25 protein-coding genes are annotated in these 24,689 nt (G+C 68.1%); 14 read left to right on the top strand and 11 right to left on the bottom strand.

The window, feature by feature from the left end:
* Positions 1–5: 5 nt before the first annotated feature.
* The 3 genes from V4U86_RS05400 to V4U86_RS05410 all read right to left on the bottom strand — a co-directional run bounded on the left by V4U86_RS05400 (position 6) and on the right by V4U86_RS05410 (position 3,317).
* Entirely contained in the window at positions 6–947 is a 942-nt protein-coding gene (locus V4U86_RS05400) for a methionyl-tRNA formyltransferase (protein WP_395310256.1), read from the bottom strand.
* A gap of 204 nt (positions 948–1,151) precedes the next feature.
* Positions 1,152–1,847, bottom strand: a complete 696-nt coding sequence (locus tag V4U86_RS05405) for a DUF3060 domain-containing protein (RefSeq protein ID WP_395310257.1) — start codon at positions 1,845–1,847, stop codon at positions 1,152–1,154.
* A 108-nt stretch (positions 1,848–1,955) separates the two neighbouring features.
* A complete protein-coding gene (locus V4U86_RS05410) occupies positions 1,956–3,317 on the bottom strand; it encodes a cation:dicarboxylate symporter family transporter (RefSeq protein WP_395310258.1) in 1,362 nt (453 codons plus the stop codon).
* 69 nt (positions 3,318–3,386) lie between these two features.
* Here V4U86_RS05410 and V4U86_RS05415 point away from each other — a divergent pair, with 69 nt between their 5' ends.
* The 7 genes from V4U86_RS05415 (at position 3,387) to V4U86_RS05445 (ending at position 10,411) form a co-directional block, all read left to right on the top strand.
* A complete protein-coding gene (locus tag V4U86_RS05415; protein ID WP_395310259.1) occupies positions 3,387–4,952 on the top strand; it encodes a sensor histidine kinase in 1,566 nt (521 codons plus the stop codon).
* Positions 4,949–5,638 carry a response regulator gene (locus V4U86_RS05420; RefSeq protein ID WP_395310260.1) on the top strand — a complete coding sequence of 230 codons (690 nt, stop codon included), beginning with the start codon at positions 4,949–4,951 and terminating at the stop codon, positions 5,636–5,638. Before V4U86_RS05415 ends, V4U86_RS05420 begins: the two co-directional genes overlap by 4 nt.
* 180 nt (positions 5,639–5,818) lie before the next feature.
* The gene (locus V4U86_RS05425; RefSeq protein ID WP_395310261.1) at positions 5,819–6,568 is read left to right on the top strand and encodes an amidase; all 750 of its coding nucleotides are present in this window, start codon (positions 5,819–5,821) and stop codon (positions 6,566–6,568) included.
* Positions 6,569–6,980: 412 nt separating this feature from the next.
* A complete protein-coding gene (locus V4U86_RS05430) occupies positions 6,981–8,003 on the top strand; it encodes a hypothetical protein (protein WP_395310262.1) in 1,023 nt (340 codons plus the stop codon).
* 98 nt (positions 8,004–8,101) lie between these two features.
* Positions 8,102–9,730: a fatty acid--CoA ligase gene (locus V4U86_RS05435; protein WP_395310263.1), complete on the top strand. Its 1,629-nt coding sequence runs from the start codon at positions 8,102–8,104 to the stop codon at positions 9,728–9,730.
* 49 nt (positions 9,731–9,779) lie between these two features.
* Positions 9,780–10,163 (top strand): hypothetical protein, encoded by a 384-nt coding sequence (locus tag V4U86_RS05440; protein ID WP_395310264.1) that lies wholly within the window; start codon positions 9,780–9,782, stop codon positions 10,161–10,163.
* Complete coding sequence (locus tag V4U86_RS05445; protein WP_395310265.1) at positions 10,160–10,411, top strand: hypothetical protein; 252 nt, start codon at positions 10,160–10,162, stop codon at positions 10,409–10,411. The genes V4U86_RS05440 and V4U86_RS05445 overlap by 4 nt, the downstream gene beginning before the upstream one ends.
* On the opposite strand, the gene V4U86_RS05450 is transcribed toward V4U86_RS05445, so the two are convergent.
* Positions 10,408–11,598 (bottom strand): lipid-transfer protein, encoded by a 1,191-nt coding sequence (locus V4U86_RS05450; RefSeq protein WP_395310266.1) that lies wholly within the window; start codon positions 11,596–11,598, stop codon positions 10,408–10,410. The two genes, V4U86_RS05445 and V4U86_RS05450, sit on opposite strands and share 4 nt — an antisense overlap.
* 191 nt (positions 11,599–11,789) lie before the next feature.
* On the opposite strand from V4U86_RS05450, the gene V4U86_RS05455 reads away from it, so the two are divergent.
* Positions 11,790–12,866 carry an NAD(P)H-dependent amine dehydrogenase family protein gene (locus tag V4U86_RS05455; protein WP_395310267.1) on the top strand — a complete coding sequence of 359 codons (1,077 nt, stop codon included), beginning with the start codon at positions 11,790–11,792 and terminating at the stop codon, positions 12,864–12,866.
* Here V4U86_RS05455 and V4U86_RS05460 read toward each other — a convergent pair whose 3' ends face one another.
* Complete coding sequence (locus V4U86_RS05460) at positions 12,867–13,913, bottom strand: zinc-binding dehydrogenase (protein ID WP_395310268.1); 1,047 nt, start codon at positions 13,911–13,913, stop codon at positions 12,867–12,869.
* Between the two features lie 26 nt (positions 13,914–13,939).
* Here V4U86_RS05460 and V4U86_RS05465 point away from each other — a divergent pair, with 26 nt between their 5' ends.
* Complete coding sequence (locus V4U86_RS05465) at positions 13,940–14,413, top strand: SRPBCC family protein (RefSeq protein WP_395310269.1); 474 nt, start codon at positions 13,940–13,942, stop codon at positions 14,411–14,413.
* A gap of 3 nt (positions 14,414–14,416) precedes the next feature.
* Positions 14,417–15,265, top strand: coding sequence for a patatin-like phospholipase family protein (locus V4U86_RS05470; RefSeq protein WP_395310270.1), 849 nt, complete (start codon positions 14,417–14,419; stop codon positions 15,263–15,265).
* 10 nt (positions 15,266–15,275) lie between these two features.
* Here the strand turns inward: V4U86_RS05470 and V4U86_RS05475 are convergent, their stop codons facing one another.
* A complete protein-coding gene (locus V4U86_RS05475; RefSeq protein ID WP_395310271.1) occupies positions 15,276–16,238 on the bottom strand; it encodes a patatin-like phospholipase family protein in 963 nt (320 codons plus the stop codon).
* 58 nt (positions 16,239–16,296) lie between these two features.
* Positions 16,297–16,731: a lipoprotein LpqV gene (lpqV, locus tag V4U86_RS05480; RefSeq protein ID WP_395310272.1), complete on the bottom strand. Its 435-nt coding sequence runs from the start codon at positions 16,729–16,731 to the stop codon at positions 16,297–16,299.
* A gap of 112 nt (positions 16,732–16,843) precedes the next feature.
* Between lpqV and V4U86_RS05485 the strand changes: the two genes are divergently transcribed.
* Both V4U86_RS05485 and V4U86_RS05490 read left to right on the top strand, forming a co-directional pair.
* A complete protein-coding gene (locus V4U86_RS05485) occupies positions 16,844–17,374 on the top strand; it encodes a cysteine dioxygenase (protein WP_395310273.1) in 531 nt (176 codons plus the stop codon).
* A 2-nt stretch (positions 17,375–17,376) separates the two neighbouring features.
* On the top strand, positions 17,377–17,760 hold the full coding sequence (locus V4U86_RS05490; RefSeq protein ID WP_395310274.1) for a rhodanese-like domain-containing protein: 384 nt from the start codon (positions 17,377–17,379) through the stop codon (positions 17,758–17,760).
* Here V4U86_RS05490 and V4U86_RS05495 read toward each other — a convergent pair.
* From V4U86_RS05495 to V4U86_RS05505, 3 genes are read right to left on the bottom strand one after another with little or no spacing between them, the layout of a single operon-like run.
* Positions 17,743–19,440, bottom strand: coding sequence for an alpha/beta hydrolase (locus V4U86_RS05495; RefSeq protein ID WP_395310275.1), 1,698 nt, complete (start codon positions 19,438–19,440; stop codon positions 17,743–17,745). The two genes, V4U86_RS05490 and V4U86_RS05495, sit on opposite strands and share 18 nt — an antisense overlap.
* Before the next feature lie 9 nt (positions 19,441–19,449).
* Positions 19,450–20,223, bottom strand: a complete 774-nt coding sequence (locus V4U86_RS05500; RefSeq protein ID WP_395310276.1) for an enoyl-CoA hydratase — start codon at positions 20,221–20,223, stop codon at positions 19,450–19,452.
* Between the two features lie 14 nt (positions 20,224–20,237).
* Positions 20,238–21,296, bottom strand: a complete 1,059-nt coding sequence (locus V4U86_RS05505) for an enoyl-CoA hydratase/isomerase family protein (protein WP_395310277.1) — start codon at positions 21,294–21,296, stop codon at positions 20,238–20,240.
* A 185-nt stretch (positions 21,297–21,481) separates the two neighbouring features.
* Between V4U86_RS05505 and V4U86_RS05510 the strand changes: the two genes are divergently transcribed.
* Positions 21,482–22,333, top strand: a complete 852-nt coding sequence (locus tag V4U86_RS05510) for a Bax inhibitor-1/YccA family protein (protein WP_395310278.1) — start codon at positions 21,482–21,484, stop codon at positions 22,331–22,333.
* A 185-nt stretch (positions 22,334–22,518) separates the two neighbouring features.
* Positions 22,519–23,445: a DUF559 domain-containing protein gene (locus tag V4U86_RS05515; RefSeq protein WP_395310279.1), complete on the top strand. Its 927-nt coding sequence runs from the start codon at positions 22,519–22,521 to the stop codon at positions 23,443–23,445.
* Here the strand turns inward: V4U86_RS05515 and purT are convergent.
* A complete protein-coding gene (gene purT / locus V4U86_RS05520) occupies positions 23,426–24,625 on the bottom strand; it encodes a formate-dependent phosphoribosylglycinamide formyltransferase (protein WP_395310280.1) in 1,200 nt (399 codons plus the stop codon). The two genes, V4U86_RS05515 and purT, sit on opposite strands and share 20 nt — an antisense overlap.
* Positions 24,626–24,689: the final 64 nt, after the last annotated feature.

The following is a 24,689-nucleotide window of genomic DNA, read 5'->3' on the forward strand; positions in this document are numbered from 1 at the left end:
GCGGATCAGCCGGCGGCCGCCGTCAGGTAGCCACCGCGCCGGAAGAACTTGTCCCCCGAATGTTCGGCGCCGTCGGCGGTCCGTACCCGGGTGATCACCAGCCCGAGGTTGCCACCCCGGTAGGCAGCGGGACCGGAGACCACCGCACCGCCGCCTTCCTGCACGATCACCCGGCCCGGCGTTCCGCCGTAACGGATTTCGGAGACCTTCGCTTCCAGAACCTCGATCCGATCACCACGGTAGTAGGTGTAGGCCGGGGGATAGGGCGCCGACAGCGCGCGCACGAGCCGCTCCAGATCCTCGGCCGGCCAGGTCCAGTCGATCAGGCTGTCCCGCTCGGAACGCTTGTGGAAGTAGGTGCGTGCGGCCTTGTCCTGCGGCCGCCACTGCGGGGTACCGGACTCCAGGGCGGTCAGCGCCTCTTTCAAGACCCCGGGAATCAGATCGATGCCGCGTTCCACGAGTTCGGTTCCGGTGTCTTTCGGTCCGATCGGCAGCGAGTGCTGGACCAGCACGTCGCCGGTGTCGAGGTTCTCGTCCATCCGGTGCACGGTCAGGCCGATCTGGGATTCCCCGCTGATCAGCGACCAGATGACCGGGGAGAAGCCGGTTCCCTTGGGCAGCAGCGAGTCATGCAGGTTCAGGGTGCCGTGCGGCGGCAGGTTGTAGAGCTCCGGCGGCATCCAGGTGTACCAGCTGTTGACCACGATGACGTCGGGTTCTGCGCGCTTGACCAGGTCGATGGTCTCGTTGTCGACCCGTTCGGTCAGATGGACCGGGATGTCGTTGCTGCGAGCGAGATCTTCGACCGAGTCCGAGAAGATCCCCTTGTAGGAGTCGTCGCTGGCCGGGTGGGTGACCGCCAGTGCCACGTCGTGGCCGAGGTCGATGAGCGCCTGGAGGGTCTTGACCCCCCAGGTCTGGAAACCGAACGAAACAATGCGCATGTCCCACTGACCTCGCTGAATGTGGTGCTGCCGGCTTGGAGGGGACCAGAACGGACCACCCCACCCGGTATGACTTGGTTAAGCTAGCAGATTACCTAAGCCTAAGCTAAGTCTTCCCTGTGTGCAGCCTGTGTCCCGCCGGGCTGCGACGTTCCGCCACCCGGTGTTCGTTGCTGAAATTGCACAACCGCGCGCAGTTGCCGGTCACCCCTGGCCGATCGAGTTCCCGTTGCCCGATTCGCTCACCTCTGGCGTCCCGGTGCGGTAGGTGACGGTGTTGTCGAATCCCGACACCGCGATCTGGGTGGTCGATTCCACGGTGACGCCGTTGTCGAATCCTGACACCGTCACCGCCACGCAATGCCCGGTGATGTCCACCGTGTTGTTCGCGCCGCTGATGATGACGACGTTGTCGTTGCACGTGACGGACTTGTGGGCACCGATCCCGCTGATGGTCAGGGTGGTGCCCGGTTCCGGGGTCGCGTCCGACGGCACCTGTGCCCCGGGAAGTTCGATGATCGTCGGCAGCACGGGTGCGTCGGGTTCGTCGGTGAGTACGTCACCGCCGCCGGAGATCGCGGGCACGCCCGGGGTCGAGGTGCCGGAGGTCATGACGAACAACGCTGCGCCACCTGCCAGGGCGAGGACGGTCACCACGAGCGGGACGATCACCATCCAGGGACGCAGACCCGTTCGGGGTTGCTGTGGGACCGCCGGATAGGGCGACGTGTACCCGGTGGTGTAAGGGTCTGCACCGTAAGGGGATTGGCCGTACCCGGCCTGGCCCGGCCAGTGCTGGATGGGCGGCGGCAGCGGCGCGGTGTAGGCCCCGTTCTCGGACCCGAGTTCGATGGGTTCCAGCGCGCGGATCCGGGCTTCCGGATCATCCTGCGGGTTCATGGCCCGATGGTCGCATACTCGTGCGGTTTCACCGGGGTCAACGGCGCACGATGGCGGCGCCGGAACCACCGAGGGGGATGGCTCCGGCGCCGCCGGTTGCGGCGAGCCCTACACCGGCACCGGGGTGCGCACCGGCTCGGGCGCCTCGGGCCGGCGCTCGTGGTCGTCGAGCATGGTCACTTCGTCGAACGGGGCCTGCCCGGCCAGGACGGCGTCCACCCGGTCGCGGTCGATGGTCTTGGTCCAGGAGCCGACCAGCAGCGTCGCGACCGCGTTGCCGGAGAAGTTGGTCAGCGCCCGCGCCTCGGACATGAACCGGTCGATGCCGACGATGAGACCCACACCGTCGAGCAGGTCGGGACGGTGTGCCTGCAGTCCGCCGGCCAGGGTGGCCAGGCCGGCACCGGTGACTCCGGCGGCGCCCTTGGACGCGACGATCATGAACACCAGCAGTCCGATCTGTTCGGAGACGCTCAGCGGATCCCCAAGTGCCCCAGCGATGAACAGCGAGGCCATGGTCAGGTAGATCGCGGTGCCGTCCAGATTGAACGAGTACCCGGTCGGGACCACCACCCCGACGGTCGAGCGGTCCACGCCCAGATGCTCCATCTTGGCGATCAGGCGCGGCAGGGCCGACTCCGAGGAGGACGTCGAGACGATCAACAGGTACTCGCGGGCCAGATAGCGCACGAGTTTGAAGATCGAGACCCCGGCCACCGCGCGCAGCAGCACACCGAGCACACCGAAGACGAAGATCGCGCAGGTCAGGTAGAAGCCGACCATCAGGGTCATCAGTTGCCCGACCGCGGCCCACCCGGTCTGACCGACCACGTTGGCGATGGCGCCGAACGCCCCGATCGGCGCCAGCCAGAGGATCATCACCAGGACCTTGAAGACCAGCCGCTGCAGGTGCTCGATCCCGCGCAGGATCGGATCGCCCGCTGCACCCAGGCCCTGGATCGCGAACCCCACCAGCAGCGCGATGAAAAGCGCTTGCAGCACACTGCCTTCGGTGAGCGCGGAGAACATCGAGGTCGGGATGATGCTCTGCACGAAGTCCAGCAGCCCACCGGCTTCGTGCGCTTTGTCGGCGAGTTCGGCGCCCTTACCGGCGGTGTCGGTGACGTTGAGGCCCTGGCCCGGGTGCAGCAGATTGCCGACCACCAGTCCGATGCCCAGCGCGAAGGTGGACATCGCCAGGAAGTAGACGAAGGCCAGGCCGCCGACCTTCCCGACGGTTGCGGCCTTGCGTACCGAGCCGATGCCCAAGACGATGGTGCAGAAGATGACCGGCGCGATCATCATCTTGATCAGCGCCACGAACATGGTGCCGAGGACGCCGACGCTCTTGCCCACATCGGGGGCGAGGATGCCGACGGCCACACCGGCGACGACGGCGACGATCACCGCGATGTAGAGCCAATGGGTGCGGTCGCGCCGCTTCGGCGCGGCGCCGGGAGAAATAGTCATGTAAGGATGGTTGAACGCCGGGTGAGCCAGGTCACGCTTTAGTTCATTTCGTTCACGGGAGGTGGCCACATGGTGGCCGACCGAATGTCGCGGTGGTCGCTGGCGGGCCAGGCGTTCGCACTGCAGATCCTGGTGATCACGTTGATCGTGGTGGCCGGCAGCGCGCTGGCGCTGCTCGACGCCCGTCGCGACGGTGACGCGGCGGCCGAGGCGCAGGTGCTGGGCATCGCCGCCGCGCTGGCCGACGCTCCCTCCACGGCGGCCGCGATAGAGGCGGGCAATGCCAGCGAGACGCTGCAGCCGGTCACCGAGCTGGTACGCAGGCACGCCGACATCGCTTTCATCACCATCATGGCGCCCGACCGCACCCGCTTCACCCATACCGACCCCAACCAGATCGGCGGCAGCTATCTGGGCAACATCGAACCCGCGCTGCGCGGTGAATCGTTCACCGAGGTCTACACCGGCACGCTCGGCCCGTCCATCCGTGCGGTGGCGCCGGTGCACGATGCCGACGGCCGGGTGATCGGGATGGTCGCCGCCGGCATCCTGCAACAGAGTCTGGCCGAGCGCTGGCGTGATCAGTGGCCGACGATTGTGGCGGTAGCGATTGGTGCCCTGGTGGTTTCGGTGATCGGGGTATGGGGAATCAGGCGCAGGTTGTTGCGCCAGACGCATGGACTCCGTCCCGATGAACTGCGGGTGATGTACGACCATCACGATGCGATCTTGCACGCCGTGTCCGAGGGGTTGATCGTGTTGGACGAAAAGGACAGCACGGGTGTCGTTCTCGTCAACGACGAGGCTCGCCGGCTGTTGGCGCTGCCACCGGGCAGGGTGACGGTCGCGGACCTACCCGACTTCCTGCGGACCCGGGATCCGGGGGTGCGTGACGAAGTGCATGTGACCGACGACCGCGTGCTGGTGGTCAACCGGGCGCGGGTGCCGGACTCCCGAAGTGAGGTGGTGACTGTCCGCGACCGGACCGAATTGCAAGACGCCCTGGGTGAACTCAGCTCGCTGAAGGTGCTCACTGACTCGCTGCGGGCTCAGGCCCACGAGTCGGCCAACAAGCTGCACACCGTCATCACGATGGTGGAGATGGGTCGGCCGCAGGAGGCCGTCGCGGTGGCCACCCGGGAACTGGAACTGTCCCAGCGGCTGGTGGACCGGTTGTCCGAGGCGGTCGCCGAGCCGGCGCTGGTGGCGCTGCTGCTGGGTAAGACCGCCCAGGCCGACGAGCGCGGCATCGCCCTCACCGTTACCGAGGACACCCAGTTGCCCTCGGATGTGGTGTTGACCGGGCAGGAACTGGTCACCGTGCTGGGCAATCTCATCGACAACGCCATGGACGCCTGCGACCGGGGCGATCCGTGGGTCGAGGTGACCGTGCTCCAGGATGAGTCGACGCTGCGAATCACGGTCGCCGACAGTGGAACCGGGATGGACGCGGAGATGTTCGCCCAGGCCCGGAAGCGAGGATATTCGACCAAGACCGGCGCCGGACACGGCCTGGGGCTGGCGCTGGTGGCGCAGGTGGTGCAGCGCCACGGTGGCACACTGAGCGCCGATGTCAGCTATGGATCGGTGGTGACCGTGGAGATACCGGCGGACAGCGCGGGGACCCCGTGGTGATCAGGGTGCTCATCGTCGAGGACGATGAGCTGATCGCCGAGGCGCACCAGGCCTATCTCCTTCGGCTGGAGGGCTTTTCGTCGACGGCAGTGGCGCACACCGCCCGTGCTGCGATGCGCGCGGCGGCCGACGCGGCGGCTGCCGGCGAGCCGATCGACCTGGTGCTGCTGGACCTCGGTCTGCCCGATGCCAGCGGCATCACACTGGCGTCGGGGCTGTCCGGGTTGCGGCCAGCGCCCGACATCATCGCCATCACCTCCGAACGCGACCTGGAGATGGTGCGGGCCGCCGTCGCCCACGGTGCGCTGGCCTACCTGCTCAAGCCGTTCACTTTCGCGGCGTTCCGGGACCGGCTTGAGCGTTATCGCCGGTACCGCACGGCACTGCCCGCCGGCACCGAGGCGGCCAGTCAGGCCGAGGTAGACCGCGCGATGGCCGAACTGCGGGTCGGCACGGACAAAACGATCACCCCGAAAGGGGCGTCCCCGCAGACCAACGACGAGATCGCCCGGGCGGTCCGCGACTGCCCGGAGGGCCTGACCGCCGATGAGGCCGCGGCGCAGGTCGGGGTCTCCCGGGTGACGGCGTGGCGGTACCTGGAACGCCTCGCCGACGAGGGCACGGTGACCCGGAACACCGATTACGGCAAGGCCGGCCGGCCCAAGACGAGATATGCGTGGCGCTGAAGCCCCGCCGCCGGCGGCCGGTCCTGCGAGGGTGAGTCGATTCGGTGTCCGGGAAGCCGGTTAGATCTCGGTTCAGCAAATAAATCCCGACCCCACAGCAAATAGTTCGAGCCGGAATTAGCATTCTTGCGACCGGTGTCCGAAAGGCTTGCTGTGCACACGACTGGATTGTCTCGGCGAATGTCGCTTGTGGTGCCCGCGGTGCTGGCGGCCTGCATCGGGCTGGCGGAGGTCCCGGCCGGCGCGGCGCCGGAGGCGACCGCGGGTGCAGTGAGCGTCACCGTGCACACCGGCAGCGGTGACCTGAACGTGCGGTCGGCGCCGTCCACCACGAGCCGCCGGGTCGGCACGCTGCCCGACGGCTCCCGGGTCCTCATCACCTGCCATGCGCGCGGCACGGTGTTCAGCGGCGGCCCCTTCAACCTGACGACCACCCTGTGGAACCGGCTGGCCGACGGTGGCTACGTCACCGACGCAATGCTGGTCACCGGGTCGAATGACCCCGTCGTCCCACCGTGCGCCACCGAATCGGTGCGCCCGGCGCTGCCGCGCCCGGCCGCGACCGTCGGCCACAACCCCGCCGAAGAGGGCACGCCGCTGTGGGGTGCGCTGGAGAAGTGGTACTTCGCCTCCGGGAAGCGGTCCTATCCGGCGGTGCGGGGCGCACCGCGCGACCTGGTGGCCCAGGCGCAGACCGCGGGCTGGACCGTGACCGGCGATCCGCGCGAGCGCGCCCTGGTGGTGATTCCGCCGGGGGTGCTGGACGCCCCGGACTCGGGTCATGTCGCCTGGGTGGACGCCATCTCGAACCGGGCCGACGGTGGCTATCTCCGGATCACCGAGATGGGCGCCCCGGGCACGGCGCCGCACATCTGGTCCGGACGCACCGTCAAAGCCGTTCCGGAGCTGTCCTACATCCCGCTTCCCTGATCCTTCCGCTAATCTGGCAGCAACGTCAATTCAGGTATTCCGCCGTACCGCGTGGCCGTCGGAACGCCGGAAAGTTTGCTGCGTGTCGGCTGTGATCTGCCGCTCATTTTTGGCTTGGGTTCTGAGGAAACACTGTGTGACAGATGGGGTTCGAGGCTTCCCGGCGATTAGCCGAAGCCGGAGTGTATGCAGATGAATGATGTTCTTGGGCGTTGCTATGGTTAGGTCACAAGTGCATAACAATCTTTTTCTGAGGGACATATGAGAGGTTGCGGGCCCGTTAACTCGGCGCGCGGCCGCGACCCGGATTCGGTACCTTTTTCCGTCGCTAGACTCGATTCCAATGCGCTCAACAGAGTGCACGCCGACTGAATCTAGTGCCGGATCGTCATCCGGCGGAGGTGTCGAAGAAATGGCAAGTGTATTCGTGCGCGCCAACGCGGCAGCGCTGAACGACCCGCAGACCGCCTTCGCGGGCTCGGTCGCCATCAACCACGGTCCGATCGCCGACCTGTCTGCCAACGCCGGCGCCATCGTGATGGCCAACTACGGCGACGCCAGCGTGTCGGTGGTCCGCCCGGACTCCGCCGGGGCGCCCGCGCGGGTGCCCGTCGACGGAGAGCCCTTCGCGGTCGCCGTCACCGATGACCGTGCGTTCGTGGTCATCAGCGCGGCCGAGGCGGACGCCATCGGGGTCATCGACACCCGGACCAACGCCGTGGTGGCGACCTACCCCCTGGCGTTCACGGTCACCGCGGTCGCCGCGGCTCCGGACGGTAAGCGCGCCTACGCCGCACGCGCCGGACAGGATCACGTGGACGTCGCGGTCATCGACGTCACCGCGGAGCGCGTCGGCACCATCGACATCGCCCTCGGCGCCACGTCCGTCATCGACAGCCTGGCCCTCGACCCGTCGGGGCGCCGGCTCTACGTGGCCGTCACCACCAGCACCGGCAGCCGACTCGTGGTCGTCGACACCGAAACGGCCAAGGCGCGCAAGTCGATCGCCCTCGGGGCGCCGATCCGCGACCTCGCCGTCGCGGCCGACGGCACGGTCTACGTGCTGACCTCCGACCTGGAGGCCCGCGGCGTCATCGAGGTCATCGACCCCAAAACCTTCGCCATCACCGCCAGCATCGGCGCCGGCACGCTGCCGATCCAGATGGCGCTGTCCGCCAACGGAGCGCTCGCCTACGTCGTCGACTACGACCAGGTCGCGGTGCTCTGCACGGTCACCCGGGAGATCGTCGAAACCATCACTGTCGGTGCCCGTCCGATGGCGGCCGCTCTCAACACCCCCGGCGACCGGCTCTACATCGCCGACGTCGACGGCAACGTCACCGCGTTCCGCGTCGCCGCGCCCGCGCCGATGTACTCGCCGTTCGACGCGGTCGCCTTCGACGAGGTGCGCGAACTCGCCCCGGTCGGGGTCTGACCCGGCCGCTCCACCGGTAGCGGTTCGCCGCCGGATACATCGCCGCCAGTTGCCGATTCGTCGGCACCCCGGTCTGTGATGGCACTAACATCGCTCGGGTGCTGTCCACCATGCAGAACTGGCCCCTGACCATCGCCGCGATCCTGCGGCACGCGTGCGGAGTGAACGGCGACCGCGTCGTCACCACCGCGACCGGGCAGGGGGGCTACCGCAGCACCACCTATTCCGAACTCGGGGAGCAGGCGGCCCAGCTCGCGCACGGGCTGCGCGGTCTGGGCATCACCGGCGATCAGCGGGTGGGCACCTTCATGTGGAACAACGCCGAGCACCTGGCCGTGTACCTGGCGGCTCCGGCGATGGGAGCGGTGCTGCACACCCTGAACATCCGGCTGTCCGCAGAGCAGATCGCGTTCATCGCCAACGAGGCCGAGGACAAGGTGATCGTGGCCGACGGGTCACTGGTGGGGCTGCTGGCGCCGGTGCTGCCCCTGTTGAAGACGGTGCACACCGTCATCGTCACCGGCGGCGGGGACACCGCCCCGCTGGCCGGTACCGACATCACCGTGCTGGCCTACGCCGACGTGCTGGCCGGGCAGCCGACCGCGTTCGACTGGCCGGACGTCGACGAGAACTCGGCGGCCGCCATGTGCTACACCAGTGGCACCACCGGTAACCCGAAAGGTGTTGTCTACAGCCATCGTTCGACGTATCTGCACTCGCTGAACACGTGCACCGCCAATGCGCTGGACGTCAGCAGCAGCGATGTGGTGCTGCCGATCGTGCCGATGTTCCACGCCAACGCGTGGGGGCTGGCCTACGCCGCTCTGATGGCCGGCGCCGACCTGGTCATGCCGGACCGCTTCCTGGACGGAGCCTCGCTGATCGAACTGATCGAGTCGCAACGGCCCACCCTGGCAGGGGCGGTGCCGACCATCTGGAACGATGTGATGAACTGCCTGGAAAAGAGTCCGGGACATGACATTTCGTCTCTGCGACTGGTCGCCTGCGGCGGATCGGCGGTGCCGTTGTCGCTGATGCAGATCTTCGAGCAGCGGCACGGCGTCTACATCCAGCAGGCCTGGGGGATGACCGAGACGTCGCCGGTGGCCACGGTCGCCAAACCGCTGCCCGGCGTGGCCGAGGACCGGCACTGGGAGATGCGCACCACGCAGGGGCGGCCGATGTGCGGGGTCGAGATCCGCATCGTCGACGACGCCGGGCAGCCGTTGCCCGCCGACGGAGAAGCGGTGGGCGAGTTGGAGGTTCGCGGCCCGTGGATCACCGGCGGCTACTACCTGGGCCGGGACGCGGAGAAGTTCGACAGCGGATGGCTGCGCACCGGTGACGTCGGCCGCATCGACGCGGACGGGTTCGTGACCCTGACCGACCGCGCCAAGGACGTCATCAAGTCCGGCGGGGAGTGGATCTCCTCGGTGGAGCTGGAGAATCACCTGATCGGACATCCCGGTGTGCTGGAGGCGGCCGTCGTCGGGGTGCCCGACGATCGGTGGCAGGAGCGTCCGCTCGCCGTCGTGGTGCTGCAGGAGGGCGCTACCCACAGCCCGGAAGAACTGCGAGAGTACCTGGCCGACAAGGTGGTTCGCTGGTGGCTGCCCGAGCGCTGGACCTTCGTCGAGCAGGTGCCGCGGACCAGCGTCGGCAAGTACGACAAGAAGACCATCCGGGCCAGGCACGCCGAGGGCGCCTATGAGGTCACCACACTCTGATCACCGGCGGATACGTTTAGTCCCGCGCCGGTTGGTCAATCCGTAGGGGATGAGCACCGACGAAACAGACGGCACGTCCGCCAACGATCTCGGCGGCGCGGACGACCTGCTGAGTCCGATGGAGGCCACCGACTCCGACGACGTCCGCAACGCCGACGGCGACGAGGTGGTGGATCCGCCCGATGACTGGACCGGCGCGGACAAGTTCGGCATGTCCGCGCAGGAGCAACGAGAAGGCGACTCCCTGGACCACCGGTTGGCGCAGGAGGAGCCCGACGTCGACGCCGACATGGCGCCCGGACCCGACGCCCCGGTGGACACCGCAGGCGTCGATTCCGGTCGCCACCGCGGACAGGTCGACGGCGCACCGGAGGATGGCGAGTCGCTGTTCCCCGTGGTCGATGACGCAACGGGCCGAGGTGAACCGTCATGACCGACAGCGGCCTGCCGATCCCGGACTACGACCAGATCACCATCGGCGACCTACGACACCGGATCCGTGCACTCGACGAACAGGCACTGATCGAGGTGCTCACCTATGAAGCAGGCCATGCCGCTCGGGTGCCGGTGCTCGAGATACTGGAGGCCCGGCAGCGGGAACTGCAGGCCGGTGCCGAACCGTCGCCCGGGAATCCGGCCAACGCGCCGCGGGTACCCGGGCCCGGAGGTGACAAGCCCTAACGCTGGGCCCGCTGGTAGGCGGTCACCACGGCCGCGCCGCCGAGTCCGATGTTGTGTTGTAGGGCCGCACTCACATTGTCGACCTGACGCTTGTCGGCGGTGCCGCGCAGCTGCCAGGTCAACTCGGCGCACTGGGCCAGGCCGGTCGCGCCCAGCGGATGGCCCTTGGAGATCAGCCCGCCGGACGGATTGACCACCCAGCGCCCGCCGTAGGTGGTGTCTTCGTTGTCGATCAGCGCCGGGGCCTCGCCCGGTCCGCACAGGCCCAGCGCCTCGTAGAGCAACAACTCGTTGGCCGAGAAGCAGTCGTGCAGTTCGATGACCTGGAAGTCCTCGGGGCCCAGTCCGGACTGTGTATATACCTGCTGTGCGGCCTTGACGTTCATCTCGTGGCCGATCAGGTTCGCGGCGCTTCCGTCGAACGTGGAGGCGAAGTCGGTGGTCATCGCCTGGCCCACGATCTCGACCGCCTGATCGGCGAGTCCGTGTGAATCGACGAAGGCCTCGCTGACCACGATGGCCGCACCCGACCCATCCGAGGTGGGGGAGCACTGCAGTTTGGTCAGCGGGTCGGAGATCATCTTGGCGGCCAGGATGTCGTCGAGGGTGTACTCATCCTGGAACTGCGCGTACGGGTTGTTCACCGAGTGCTTGTGGTTCTTGTGGCCGATCTTGGCGAAATGCTCTGCGGTGGTGCCATATTTCTTCATGTGCTCGCGGCCGGCGGCGCCGAACATCCAGGGCGCCACCGGGAACTGCATCTCCTCGATCTCGTTGAGCGCCACGATATGGCGCATCATCGGGGATTCGCGGTCCTGGGCGCCACCGCCGAGCGAACCCGGCTGCATCTTCTCGAACCCCAACGCGATCACACAGTCGGCGAGCCCACCCCGGATCGACTGGGCGGCCAGATAGAGCGCTGTCGACCCGGTGGAGCAGTTGTTGTTGACGTTGACGATCGGGATACCGGTCATGCCCAGTTCGTAGAGCGCACGCTGCCCGGAGGTCGAATCGCCGGAACAGTAACCGACGAAGCCCTGCTGCACCTCGGTGTATTCGATGCCTGCGTCGGTCAGCGCGTTGGTGCCCGATTCGCGCGCCATGTCCGGGTAATCCCAGCCCTCACGTCGGCCCGGTTTCTCGAACTTCGTCATCCCGACTCCGACGACAAATACCCGATTCGGCATGGCTGCCCCTTTCGCTGCGCTGCGGTCGAGGCCCAACATAACCCCTGCGGGCGCCGCGGAGCACATGCTGAGCGGGTCCACGGTCGGCGCGACCTGGACCCGCCCACCGATCGCTGTGCTGAAGCCCGTTGTTGCCCGCACCGCACACCGGGAGTGGTAGAACGTGTTCTAGTTCGGTGAAGGGACGGAACATGGCATTGCGGGTCGTGCAGTGGGCCACGGGCGGAGTCGGCGTCGCCGCGATCAAGGCAGTGCTGGAGCACCCGGATCTCGAGTTGGTGGGCTGTTGGGTGCATTCGGAGTCCAAACACGGCCGCGACGTCGGGGAACTCATCGGCGGCTCGCCGCTGGGCGTCACCGCCACTACCAGCATGGCGGACATCCTGGCGCTGGACGCCGATGCCGTCGTCTACGCACCGCTGATGCCGAACCCGGACGAGGTCGCGGCCCTGCTGCGGTCGGGCAAGAACGTCGTGACCCCCGTCGGTTGGGTGTATCCGAGCGAGAAGCAGGCCGCGCAACTGCGGGAGGCCGGACTGGCGGGCAATGCCACCCTGCACGGCACCGGCATCGCGCCGGGCGGTATCAGCGAGAAGTTCCCGGTGCTGTTCTCGGCGATGTCCACCGGGGTGACCTTCGTTCGGGCCGAGGAGTTCTCGGATCTGCGCACCTACCACGCCCCGGATGTGGTCCGGCACGTGATGGGCTTCGGCAATACCCCCGACAAGGCGCTGTCCGGTCCGATGCAAAAACTGCTCGACGGCGGTTTCATCCAGGCCGTGCGGATGTGCGTCGACCAGTTCGGCTTCAACGCCGAACCGAAAATCGTTGCCCGCCAGGAAATCGCGGTGGCCACCGCCCCGATCGAATCGCCGATCGGGATCATCGAACCCGGACAGGTGGCGGCCCGTAAATTTCATTGGGAGGCGCTGGTCGGCGGCGAAGTGGTGGTGCGGGTGACGGTGAACTGGTTGATGGGGGAGCAGAACCTGGACCCGGCATGGGATTTCGGGCCCGAAGGGCAGCGATACGAGATGGAGGTTCGCGGCAATCCCGATTTCACGGTCTCCATCAAGGGATTCCAGGGTGAGGTCGGCGAGGACGGCCCGGGCTCCGGCTCGATCGGCGACTCTGCCGAACCTGGCGTTGTCGCGACCGCCGCACACTGCGTGAACTCGATCCCCGCGGTGTGCGCCGCCCCGCCCGGGGTGGCGACCTACCGGGATCTGCCGTTCTTCGGTGGCAAGGCCGCGCCGCGGCTCAGGTAGTCAGGGCTGCACCAGAATCCGGATCGGGTCGCCGTCGGCCCGCTCCAGTTTCTCGATTCCGGCCGCCACGTCCTCCAGTGACACGATGGCGCTGATCGAACGGCTCACGTCGAGGCGGCCCAGCGACAGCAGGTTGGCCAGCGTCGCGATATCGGCATTCTGGTAACCCAGATGGCCGAGCACCTGTTTGCGGTTCAGGTTGAACAACGAGGTCGGCCCGATGCTGGGGGCGTCGGCGCTCATGCCCACCCCGACCAGCCGACCGCCCATGGTCAGGCTCGCCAGGGCCTGATCGAACGTCGAGCCGAGGCCCACCGCGTCGAAGGCGACGTCCAGACCGCGCCCGCCGGTGAGCGCGGTGATCTTCTCGCCCAGGGCACCATCGCGGGCATCGAAAGCGTGGTCGGCGCCCAGCTCCAGAGCCCGGTCCAGTACGGCCGGTTTGATGTCCACGGCGATGATGGGCGCCGCCCCGACCAGCCGGGCCAACTGCACGATGTGTGTTCCGATCCCGCCGACGCCCCACACGCCCACCGATTCCCCGATACCCAGCCCGGCGGTACGGACCACCGCGCCGTAGGGCGTGGACACCGCATCGGCAAGGATCGCGGCCTGCTCCAGCGGCACGTTGTCCGGGACCCGCGTCAGTCCGAACGCCTGCGCCACGGTGTACTGCGCCCAGGCGCCGTCATAGGCGAACGCCATCAACCGGATCCGCAGGCAGTTGGCGAAATCGCCGCGGGCGCAGTTCGGGCAGGCCTGGCACGGCTTGCCGGCCGCGACGACAACCCGGTCGCCGACGGCCCAACCGGTGACCCCGGGCCCCAGCCTGGCGATGGTGCCCGAGGCCTCGTGGCCCTGCGTGACGACCGGGACCTGGGCCGGGAACGTTCCGTTGATCAGGCTGAGATCGGAATGGCAGATGCCGCAGAAGGCAACCTTCACCAGGACCTCGCCGGGCCCCGGATCGGGTATCGGAACGTCCTCGACGGCAAAGGTTTTGGTGTCCGCGTAGAACCGCTGGGCGCGCATGGTATCGATGGTCATCTTGCTCCCTCGCTAGTATGGCCATCATGGCGCAACCACTGGTGGTGGAGCAATCACGAGCGATCCCGCTCGCTCCCGTCGAACTGTTCGCCGGGACGGTGCCGCTGCCGCTGCCGGACCTGTTCCGCCGCTGGTACGGGCCCATCCCGCCGATCAAGGCGACCCGCGACCAGACCGGGGACTGGGATGGCGCCGGACAGTCGCGCACGGTACTGCTCACCGGTGGCGGCAGCATGCGGGAGGAATTGACCTCCTACGACCCGCCACGGTCCTTCGGATACACCCTGTCGCAGATCAAGGGACCGCTGGCACCGCTGGTCGATCACGTCGACGGGCAATGGCTGTTCGCGCCTGTCGGCACCGGCACCGAGGTGACCTGGCAGTGGACGATCCACCCCCGCTCGGCACTGGCCGCACCCGCGCTGCCCGTCTTCGGCCGGCTGTGGAAGGGTTACGCCCGCCAGTCCCTGGAGGAACTGTCGAATCTGCTGGTGCGCTGAGGTATGCCGCTCGCATTGGTCCTGGCCGGCGGTGGGCTGGCCGGCATCGCCTGGGAGACCGGTGTGCTGGCCGGCATCACCGATGCGGCGCCGGATGCCGCTTCGAAACTCTTGAAATCCGATGTGCTGCTGGGTACTTCGGCGGGTTCGGCGGTCGCCGCCCAGATCGGCGCCGGCGCGGACCTCGACGGACTCTACGCTCGGCAGACCGCCGTGGATTCCCATGAGATCGACTCCGGCGTGACCGTCGACGACATCACGACAGTGTTCCTGACCGCGCTGGGCACCCCGGGCAGCACCCGGGAACGGTTGCAGCGCATCGGTGCGATCGCGCTGGCCGCCCAGACCGTGCCGGAGTCGGTGCGCCGTACCGTCATCGAACACCGGCTACCGTCCCACGAATGGCCAGACCGGGATCTGCGCATCACCGCCATCGACACCGGCACAGGTGAATTGGTGGTCTTCAGCCGCGATTCCGGTGTCTCCATGGTCGACGCCGTCGCCGCCAGTTGTGCGGTGCCCGGAGCCTGGCCGCCGGTGACCATAGCCGGGCGCCGGTACATGGACGGCGGCGTGGGCAGCTCCGTGCACATGGCCGTCGCGCAGGACTGCGACGTGGCGGTGGTGCTGGTGCCGGCGGGGGAGAACACGCCGTCCCCGTTCGGCGACGGCACGGGCGCTGAGATCGCCGCGTTTCCCGGCCGGACGTTCACGGTGTTCGCCGACGATGACGCGCTCGCCGCGTTCGGGCGCAATCCGCTGGACCCGGCTTGCCGGCAACCGTCTGCGGTGGCGGGGCGGGCTCAGGGCCGCCGGGTCGCCGCCGCGCTCACGGACTTCCTCACGGACTGATCCGGGCCGCTCACCCCAGCGCATCCAGCGCCGCGGCCGCCAGCTCCTGACCGATCTCGATGACCTCCTCGGCCCGGTGGTACTCCAGGCTGCGGCACGCGTTGCGGGGCACCTCGATCAACAGATCGGGCGGGTAGGTGGCCAAGGTGTGCCGGGCCAGCGCGGACTGCGCGATATCGATCGTGCGGTTCATGATCTCGAAGCTGCCCAGCCGGGGGAGCTCCGGGATATCGGTATCGGCCAGCGATTCGGCGGCCTCGGCGCCATCCTCCAGGGAGCTGCTGAACCGGCCCAGCACCGACTTGGCGGCCGGGCTGTCCATCACCCGCTGTGCTGTCGATGTGTCGAGCAGAGCCGTTGTGCTGCGCCACATCCGACTCAATCGCGCGGTGGTCACCCGCGGCTGCGGCTCGTCCAACCGGACCGTCGGGTCGCCTCCGGCCAGGCTGACCGCGATGCTGAGGTCGGCCTTGACCGCCGACAGCGGTGCCATCGGCAGCGGGTCGAGGATGCCGCCGTCGGCCAGCAACCGGCCGTCGAGCACATGCGGGGTGAAGATGCCGGGAATCGCGATGGACGCGCGGATCGCATCGTCGAGCGCGCCGTGCTGCAGCCACACCGACTTCCCGGCGATCAGGTCGGTCGCCACCGAGGTGTACGGGATGGGCAGATCTTCGATGGTGACGTCGCCGAGAATGTCGCGCACCGCGTCGAGGATCTTCCCGGCCCGCAGCACACCGGGCGAGCTGAGCGACGGATCGAGCAGGCGCAGCACCGCGCGCTGGGTCAGCGACCCGGCCCACTGCGCGAACTCGTCGAGCTTGCCGGCGGCGTGCAGACCGCCGACCAGCGCACCCATCGAGGATCCGGCGATACCGACGATCTGGTAGCCGCGTTCGGTCAGCTCGTTGATCACCCCGATGTGCGCGTAACCGCGTGCCCCTCCGCTGCCCAGCGCCAGCGCTATCTGCATGGCTCCATTGTGGTGTAACCCGTCGTGGGCCGCCTTTTCGATCGGCGTGATCCGAACGCTATCCGCACTCCTTCTTCGCCGCGGAGTTGACCGCCATGATGACGCCGGCCTGCTGGCCGGGGGTCAGGTCCGCCCACGGCTGGTTGAAGCTGCCCGGGCCGACCGCGCCGGGTTCCTGCAGCGTCTTCAGATAGGCCTCGGCCAGGTCTGCCGGCTCACCCGGACGGCCGTCGATCCACGCCCGGGCCGCGAGGCAGGCCTGGCCATAGCCGGATTCGGTGGCGTTCGCGGGCGCGTCCACGGCCGTGGTGACACCGCCCGGGGACACCTGTATCGCGCCGTGGGCGGCCATCCCCGACGGGGAGGGCGGTGTCGCTGCGGTGCTCGACGGGCTCGGCGTCGACGTCTCGGTGGCGGGCTGCTCGGTGGTCGGGGAGCACCCCGCCAGCAGGGCGACGGCGGCTGCCGTCACGAGGATCGGGTAGCGGCGCATGGGGTCAATCTATGCAACACTGGCCGCCATGACGGAGGGAACGGCGTACCAGGGGTGTTGTCGGGCTGTGTGATGCCCGCCCACCTGTTCGTCTTCTTCCTGGAGTTCCACCATGGTTGCCCCCGTTCTGCAAACCCCGCCCGCCGTGTCCGCGCCGACCCGACTGCGTCTGCCCGATCTGCTGCAGGCCACCGACCGCTGCGCCGACGACGTGCTCTCGGGCCGCTACGACCGGCTGCTCGCCTCGGCCCCGCTGACCGCCGACGAGCGCTGGTACAACCGGCTCTACGGCGACGACGAACTCGACATCTGGCTGATCAGCTGGGTGCCGGACAAGTCCACGGAGCTGCACGATCACGGCGGGTCGCTGGGCGCGCTGACGGTGGTGTCCGGCGCGCTGCAGGAGACCCGCTGGGACGGTAAGGCCCTGCGTGACCGCGAGCTCACCGCCGGCGATCAGGCCGCCTTCCCGCTGGGGTGGGTGCACGATGTGGTCTGGGCCCCGGCCCCGGCCGCGGCCCCGGTGACGCTGAGCGTGCACGCCTATTCGCCGCCGCTGTCGGCGATGTCCTACTACGAGGTGACCGATCGGAACACGTTGCGCCGCAACCGGACCGAACTCACCGACGCCCCGGAAGGATAGTCATGCCCAGTCGAATCGATGCCGTGCTGGACGCCGCCAGGGCCCGTCTGCAGCGGATCGAGGCCGTCGACGTGGCCGCCGCGCTGCGGCGCGGGGCGCTGCTGGTCGACATCCGTCCGGGCTGGCAGCGGGCGGCCGAAGGGGAGGTCCCCGGCGCCCTGCTCATCGAGCGCAACCACCTGGAATGGCGCTGCGACCCCACCAGCGACGCCCGCATCCCCGAGGCCGTCGACGATGACGTCGAATGGATCGTGCTGTGCTCGGAGGGTTACACCTCCAGCCTGGCCGCCGCGGCGCTGCAGGACCTGGGCCTGCACAAGGCAACCGACGTCATCGGCGGTTACCACGCCCTTCCGGAGGAATTGCGGTCAACTGTTCTCGTCTGAACGCAGGTTCGGGCGCAGTCGCTCGGTTTTCTCCGCCGTCCAGCCCGGGGGCCGCAGGATCGCCGCCCACGCGTTGGCGACATCGCGGACATAGACGTGGCCGTGCCCGTCCGGTACGTCCACGGCCACCGCCATGTCGGCGGAGACCTGTAGGAACGTCACCACCGGAATCCACTCCATGCGCGGGGACACGTCGTATCCACGGGCCTCCCGCAGCCAATCCGGTTTGGCGAACAGCAGATCCGGGTTCCACCAGGAGATCGGATCCGAGGCGTGCTGCAGGTAGACCACGCGCGGGGAGCCCCACGGATCGTCGGGGCGGCCCAGGTTCTCCGGCCGCGCCGCGAACCGGACGTTCTCGCCCTCGTCGAAGATCGGCAGCCACTGCGGGGAACCCTCGTCACGGTTGATGGTGAGCGAGGTCCAGATGTCGTTCTTGAACGTCGGCCCGGAGAACAGCGCCCCGTCGGTGCGGGCGATGAGATTGTTCAGCGCCAGGAACGGGGCCTCGCCGCCGAAGGACCCGAGGCTCTCCCCGAACACCACGACCTTCGGACGGTCGTTTTCGGGGAGTTCCCGCACCATCGCGTCGACCGCCTCGAACAAGGCCTGCCCGGCCTGCAGCGCGTTCTCCTGGTCCACCAGGAAGGAGATCCAGCTGGGCAGGAACGAATACTGCATGGACACCAGGGCGGTGTCGCCGTTGTACATGTACTCCAGCGACGACGCTTCGGCCTCGTTGATCCACCCGGTGCCGGTGGTGGTGGCGATGCCGATGACCTCACGGTCCAGCCCCCCGGTGCGGCGCAATTCCTTGGCGGCCAGTTTGGCGGTCGCTTTGATGCCGTCGGCGGAGTTCAGCCCGGCGTAGGCGCGGATGGGTTCGGTCGCCGGTGCGCCGTTGAACTCGGTGAGCTCGTCGACCGTCGGCCCGCCCGCCACGAAGTTGCGGCCCTGATGCCCCAGCGATTCCCAGCTGACCAGGGACTGCGGCCCGCCGGAGCGCAGAACCGTTGTGGGAGCGGGGTTGTCGGGATCGGTCTCGTTGTTGACGTTCTCGAAGGTGTTGTTGATCGTGGTCATCGCGAACCGCGCCACGATGCCGTTGAGCAAGGCGATCGCCAACGCCAGCACCAGCACCACGGCCACCACACCGGACACCCGCGGTGGCGCGACCCGCTCCAGTTGGCGCACCAGGAACCGGACCAATTTGCCGATCAGTTGGCCGATCTCGACGAACAGGAACAGGAACACGATGGCCAGCACCGCGGTCAGCGGGTGGTCCCAGAACCCCAGCCGGGGCACGCCCATCAGGTCCCGGATGTCGTCCTGCCAGACGTGGAAATAGACGATCGCCGCGAGCTGCCCGAGCACCCCGACGACGACCAGGATCAGCCAGGCGCGCCGCGGCGCCGCCGGCGTGCTGTCCTTGGACAGCATGTAGCGGTACAGCCAGACGCCGAAAACGCCCAGGCCGTAACCGATACCGCCGGCCGCGCCGCTCACCAGTCCCTGGAACAGCGGTCCGCGGGGCAGCAGTGACGGGGTCAGTGACAACCAGATGAACACCAGGCCGACGGCGGTGCCGGTGAAGGTGTAGTGCCGAATCCACCAGGCGGACTTGACGGTCGGCTCGGGCGCTGGCGCGTCGGGAGTCGCGGTCCGGGGAGCGGCGGTCACCGCTCGACTTTAGCGATGGGTGAAGTTCGCCGCGCGCTTCTCGGTGAACGCGGCCATGCCTTCCTTCTGGTCCTCGGTCGCGAAGGCCGAGTGGAAGATCCGCCGTTCGTAGAGCAGTCCTTCGGCCAGCGTCGACTCGAAGGCGCGGTTGACGGCTTCCTTGGCCATCCGGGCCGCCGACAGCGACATCCCGGCGATGGTCGCGGCGGTGGCGTTGGCCTCCTCGAGGAGGCTGTCGGCCGGCACCACGCGGGACACCAGGCCGCTGCGCTCGGCCTCGGCGGCGTCGATGGTGCGGCCGGTGAGGATGAGGTCCATCGCCTTGGCCTTGCCGATGGCGCGGGTCAGCCGCTGGCTGCCACCCATACCGGGCAGCACACCGAGTTTGATCTCGGGCTGACCGAACTTCGCGGTGTCCGCGGCGATCAGCAGGTCACACATCATGGCCAGCTCGCAACCACCGCCGAGGGCGTACCCGGCGACCGCGGCGATGGTGGGGGTGCGGGTGGCGGCGAACTTGCCCCACAGCGCGAAGAAGTCCTGGCTGAAGACATCCGCGAAGGACAGGTCGGCCATTTCCTTGATGTCGGCGCCGGCCGCGAAGGCCTTCTCGCTGCCGGTGAGGATGATGGCCCCGATCCCCGGATCGGCGTCGAGCTCGGCCGCCGCGGTGGTGACCTCGTGCATGACCTGGCTGTTGAGGGCGTTGAGCGCCTTCGGCCGGTTCAGGGTGATGGTGGCGACCCGACCCTCGCGGGTCACCAGGATGGTCTCGTAGCTCATGTGGCTGCTCCTCTTCAGAAGGTGAGATCGGGGTTCGCGGAGGCGAAGTAGGCGTCGATCGCCGCCTCGTCCACCGCGTCGAGCGTGGCGGGCGACCACTGCGGGTTGCGGTCCTTGTCGACGAGCTGGGCGCGGATGCCCTCGACGAAGTCGTGCGAGGCCAGGGAGGCCACCGACACCCGGAACTCCTGGGCCAGAACCTCTTCCAGGGTGTGCAGGTGCGCGGCCCGCCGGATCGAGGTGAGCGTGACAGCCAGCGCGATGGGGGAGCGGGTGGCGATCAGTTCGGCCGCGGCCGCGGCGGCGTTGCCTCCGTCATGGCCCTGGGCCTCGTCGGCGTGGCTGCGCAGGTCGGCGAGGATCTGTGCCACCGTGTCCCCGGCGTAGCAGCTGTCGATCCAGTGCCGCTGGGCCAGCAGGTCGCTCTCCGGCGGCTCCTCGGCGTAGGAGTTCAGCGCGTCCTCGTGCCCGTCGGTGACGACGGCCTCGATGAAGTCGGGGAGGCGGTCGTGCGGGACGAAGTGGTCGGCGAAGCCCATGGCGATGGCGTCCGGACCGGAGAACGGGGCGCCCGTCAGCGCGGCGTGCATGCCGAGCAGTCCGGGGGTGCGGGACAGCAGGTAGGTGCCGCCGACGTCGGGGATGAAGCCGATGCCCACCTCGGGCATGCCCATCTTGGTCTTCTCGGTGACGACCCGGACGCTTCCGTGCGCGGCGATGCCGACGCCGCCACCCATCACGATGCCGTCCATCACCGCGACGTAGGGCTTGGCGAACCGCCCGATGTGCGCATTGAGCAGGTACTCGTCCCACCAGAACTTGCGTGCGTAGGCCTTATCGCCCCGGGCGCTGTGATAGAGCGCCACGACGTCACCGCCGGCGCACAGGCCGCGCTCCCCGGCCCCGGTCAGCAGGACGGTCTTGACCTCGTCGTTGTGCTCCCACTCGGTGAGTGCGTGTTGCAGGCCCGCGACCATGACGTCGTTGAGCGAGTTGATCGCTTTGGGCCGGTTCAACGTGACGATGCCGACGCCGTTCCGGACACTTACTAGGATGTCCTCGTTTTCTGCCACGTTTGCAATGTAGTTCGTAGTCCCGGCGTGACGTGCGACGGGTAGGGTTTGCACCAAGATCAAGCTGGACGTTTCCTGAGAACTCTCTCAGTTCCCGCTGGCAGGGCATGGGAACCTGTTCGGAGCATTGATCGTTGATCGTGTGTTCGGCAAATCGAACCCACCACATAGGGAGAGGACCTACGGTGCGCGAAAGCAGCAACCCGGTATTCCGATCTCTGCCCAAGGGGCAGGGCGGATACGCGCAGTTCGGTACCGGAGCCGCAAGCTTCGGTGCGCAGCAGGTGCATGCAGACCCCTACGCGGCGACGCAGTACCCCGACCAGCGGCAGGCCGGCGTCGCCCGGCCGATGACCATCGACGACGTCGTCACCAAGACCGGCATCAGCCTGGCCCTGTTGACCGCTGTCGGTGCCGTCTCGTACTTCCTGGTGTCGGGCAACCCCGGTCTGGCGATGCCGTTCACCCTCGTCGGCGCGCTCGGCGCGCTGGTACTGGTGCTCATCGCGACCTTCGGCCGCAAGCAGGACAACCCGGCCATCGTGCTGTCCTACGCGGGGCTGGAAGGCCTGGCGCTGGGCGCGATCTCGTTCGTCTTCGCCAACATGATCTCCAGCGGCGGCGGCGCGATGATCTTCCAGGCCATCGTCGGCACCCTCGGCGTGTTCTTCGGCATGTTGGTCGTCTACAAGACCGGCGCCATCCGCGTCACCCCGAAGTTCACCCGGATGATCGTTGCCGGCCTCTTCGGCGTGGTTGCATTGATGCTGTTGAACTTGGTGCTCGGCATGTTCGGTGTCGGCGGCGGAGCGGGCATGGGCCTGCGTGACGGCGGCGCCATCGCGATCGGCTTCTCGCTGCTGTGCATCGGTCTGGCGGCGTTCAGCTTCCTGATCGACTTCGACGCAGCGGACCAGATGATCCGCGCCGGTGCTCCGGAGAAGGCCGCGTGGGGCGTCGCCCTGGGCCTGATGGTCACCCTGGTGTGGCTGTACCTGGAGATCCTGCGTCTGCTGAGTTACTTCAACAACGACTAGTAGTACTGCGAGAGAAAGGGCGTCCACAGCGTGGGCGCCCTTTTTCACGCCCTTTTCGCGCTGAGCGTGCACTGAGTGCGACTTTTCGGCCCCATCCTCGATCTGATTGCACCCTCGGTGCAGATTCATCCACAGATGCCGCGGCAGGGGTGTTCTGGGCGTCTGCGACCGGCGAGTCTCGACTCATGACCCCCTTCGTCGGCAGCGAGGCGGTCGCGGCCGGGCGAATCTCGAAGTATCGCCTACGCACCCGGTTCACCGCGATCTTCCCCGACGTGTACGTCCCCAACGATGCCGATCTCACCTTCGACGACCGGGCGCTGGCCGCCTGGCTGTGGTCGCGGCGCAAGGCGGTGCTGTGCGGGCTCACCGCCTCGGCACTGCACGGTGCGCGCTACATCGAGGATTCGCTACCCGTCGAACTGGTCTACCCGAGTCGCCGGCCTCCCCTCGGGATCCGCACCTACAGCCACCAAGTGCACGCGGACGAGATCACCGATGCCGGGCGCTGGGGACTGCCGGTGACCAGCATCGAACGCACGGTCTTCGACCTGGGCCGCCGGGCTCCCCTGGAGGAGGCCGTGGCCCGCCTGGACGCGCTGGGTAACGCCCGGTACTTCCGAGCTGCGGAGGTACTGGACCGGGCTCGTTCCCGCCACGGCGGCAAGCGGGGGATACGCCAACTCCAGACAGCGCTGGACCTCCACGACCCCGGCGCCGAATCGCCCCGCGAATCCTGGCTGCGTCTGCTCATCATCGGCGCCGGCTACCCGCGACCGCGTACCCAGATCCCGGTGGTGAGCGCCGACGGGCGCCGCAAGTACTTCCTGGACATGGGGTGGGAGGACTTCAAGCTCGCCGTGGAGTACGACGGCGACCATCACCGCACCAGCCCCGCTCAGTTCGCCCACGACATCGTCCGCACCGAGGACCTCGACGAGCTGGGTTGGCATCGGCTTCGCGTGGCCAAGCGGCACGGCGAACGAGTAATTCTCGACCGGCTCGCGCGCGCATGGGCCGCGAGAGTGCACTCAGATCCAAAATTTCACCGAAAAAGCGATCTGAGCGCACCGTCGGCGCATAAAACGGAAGCTAGGGGACCCGCGGCGTGACCCGCCCGGCGGCCTCGACCGCGTTGGCCCGAGCAACGTCGACGTCGGCGTCGTAGGCCAGCGCGACACCCATCCGGCGTTTCACGAAGCTCTCCGGCTTACCGAACAGCCGAATGTCGGTGCGCGGCACGGCCAGTGCGGCGTCCACTCCGTCGAACACCACACCTTTTGCGTCTACGCCGCCGTAGATCACCGCGCTCGCACCGGGCGTCTTGCAGGTGGTGTCGACGGGCAGGCCGAGGATCGCACGCGCATGCAGTTCGAACTCGTTCTGCCACTGGGTGATCATCGTGACCATCCCGGTGTCGTGTGGGCGCGGACTGACCTCGCTGAACCACACCTGATCGCCCTTGACGAACAGCTCGACGCCGAAAATGCCCTGCCCGCCCAGGTTCTCGGTGACCTTGCGGGCGATCTCCTGGGCGCTCGCGAGCGCGGCGGCCGACATCGGGTGCGGCTGCCAGCTCTGCACATAGTCGCCGCTGACCTGCTGATGCCCGATCGGCTCGCAGAACTGGGTTTCTATCGCACCGGACGCGCCGACGCTGCGCACCGTCAGCAGCGTGATCTCGTAGTCGAAGTCGATGAACCCCTCGACGATGATGCGGGTGTTGCTGACCCGGCTGCCCGACATCGCGTACTCCCAGGCCGCCTCGACGCCGTCGGGCCCGTCGATCTTGGACTGCCCCTTGCCGGAGCTGCTCATCACCGGCTTCACCACACACGGGTAACCGATCTCGCCGACCGCCGCCTGCAGCTCGGGGAGCGAATCGCAGAACCGGTACGGACTCGTGGGCACCCCGAGCGTCTCGGCGGTCAGCCGCCGGATGCCTTCGCGGTCCATGGTCAACCGGGCCGCCCGCGCGGTCGGGATGACCCGGACCACCCCGGCGTCCTCCAGCGCCTCCAGCACCGGGGTGGCGATCGCCTCGATCTCGGGCACCACCAGGTCCGGCTTCTCGGCCTCGATCAGCGCCCGCAGCTGCTCCGGATCGGTCATGGAGATGGTGTGCGCGTGATGGGCGACCTGCTGTCCGGGCGCGTCGGCGTATCGGTCGACGGCGATCGTCTCCACGCCGAGCCGCTGCAACGCGATCAGGACTTCACGGCCGAGCTCACCGGAGCCGAGCAGCATCACCCGGGTGGCGTTCGGGGACAGGGGTGTTCCGAGAGTGGTCATCGGCAGGGAGTCTATTGGGCGCCGCCGCGGTGAGGGCGCTGGTGCACCCCCACCGCAGCGTGAA

The organism is Mycobacterium sp. AMU20-3851 (assembly GCF_043974665.1).
Lineage (GTDB): Bacteria > Actinomycetota > Actinomycetes > Mycobacteriales > Mycobacteriaceae > Mycobacterium.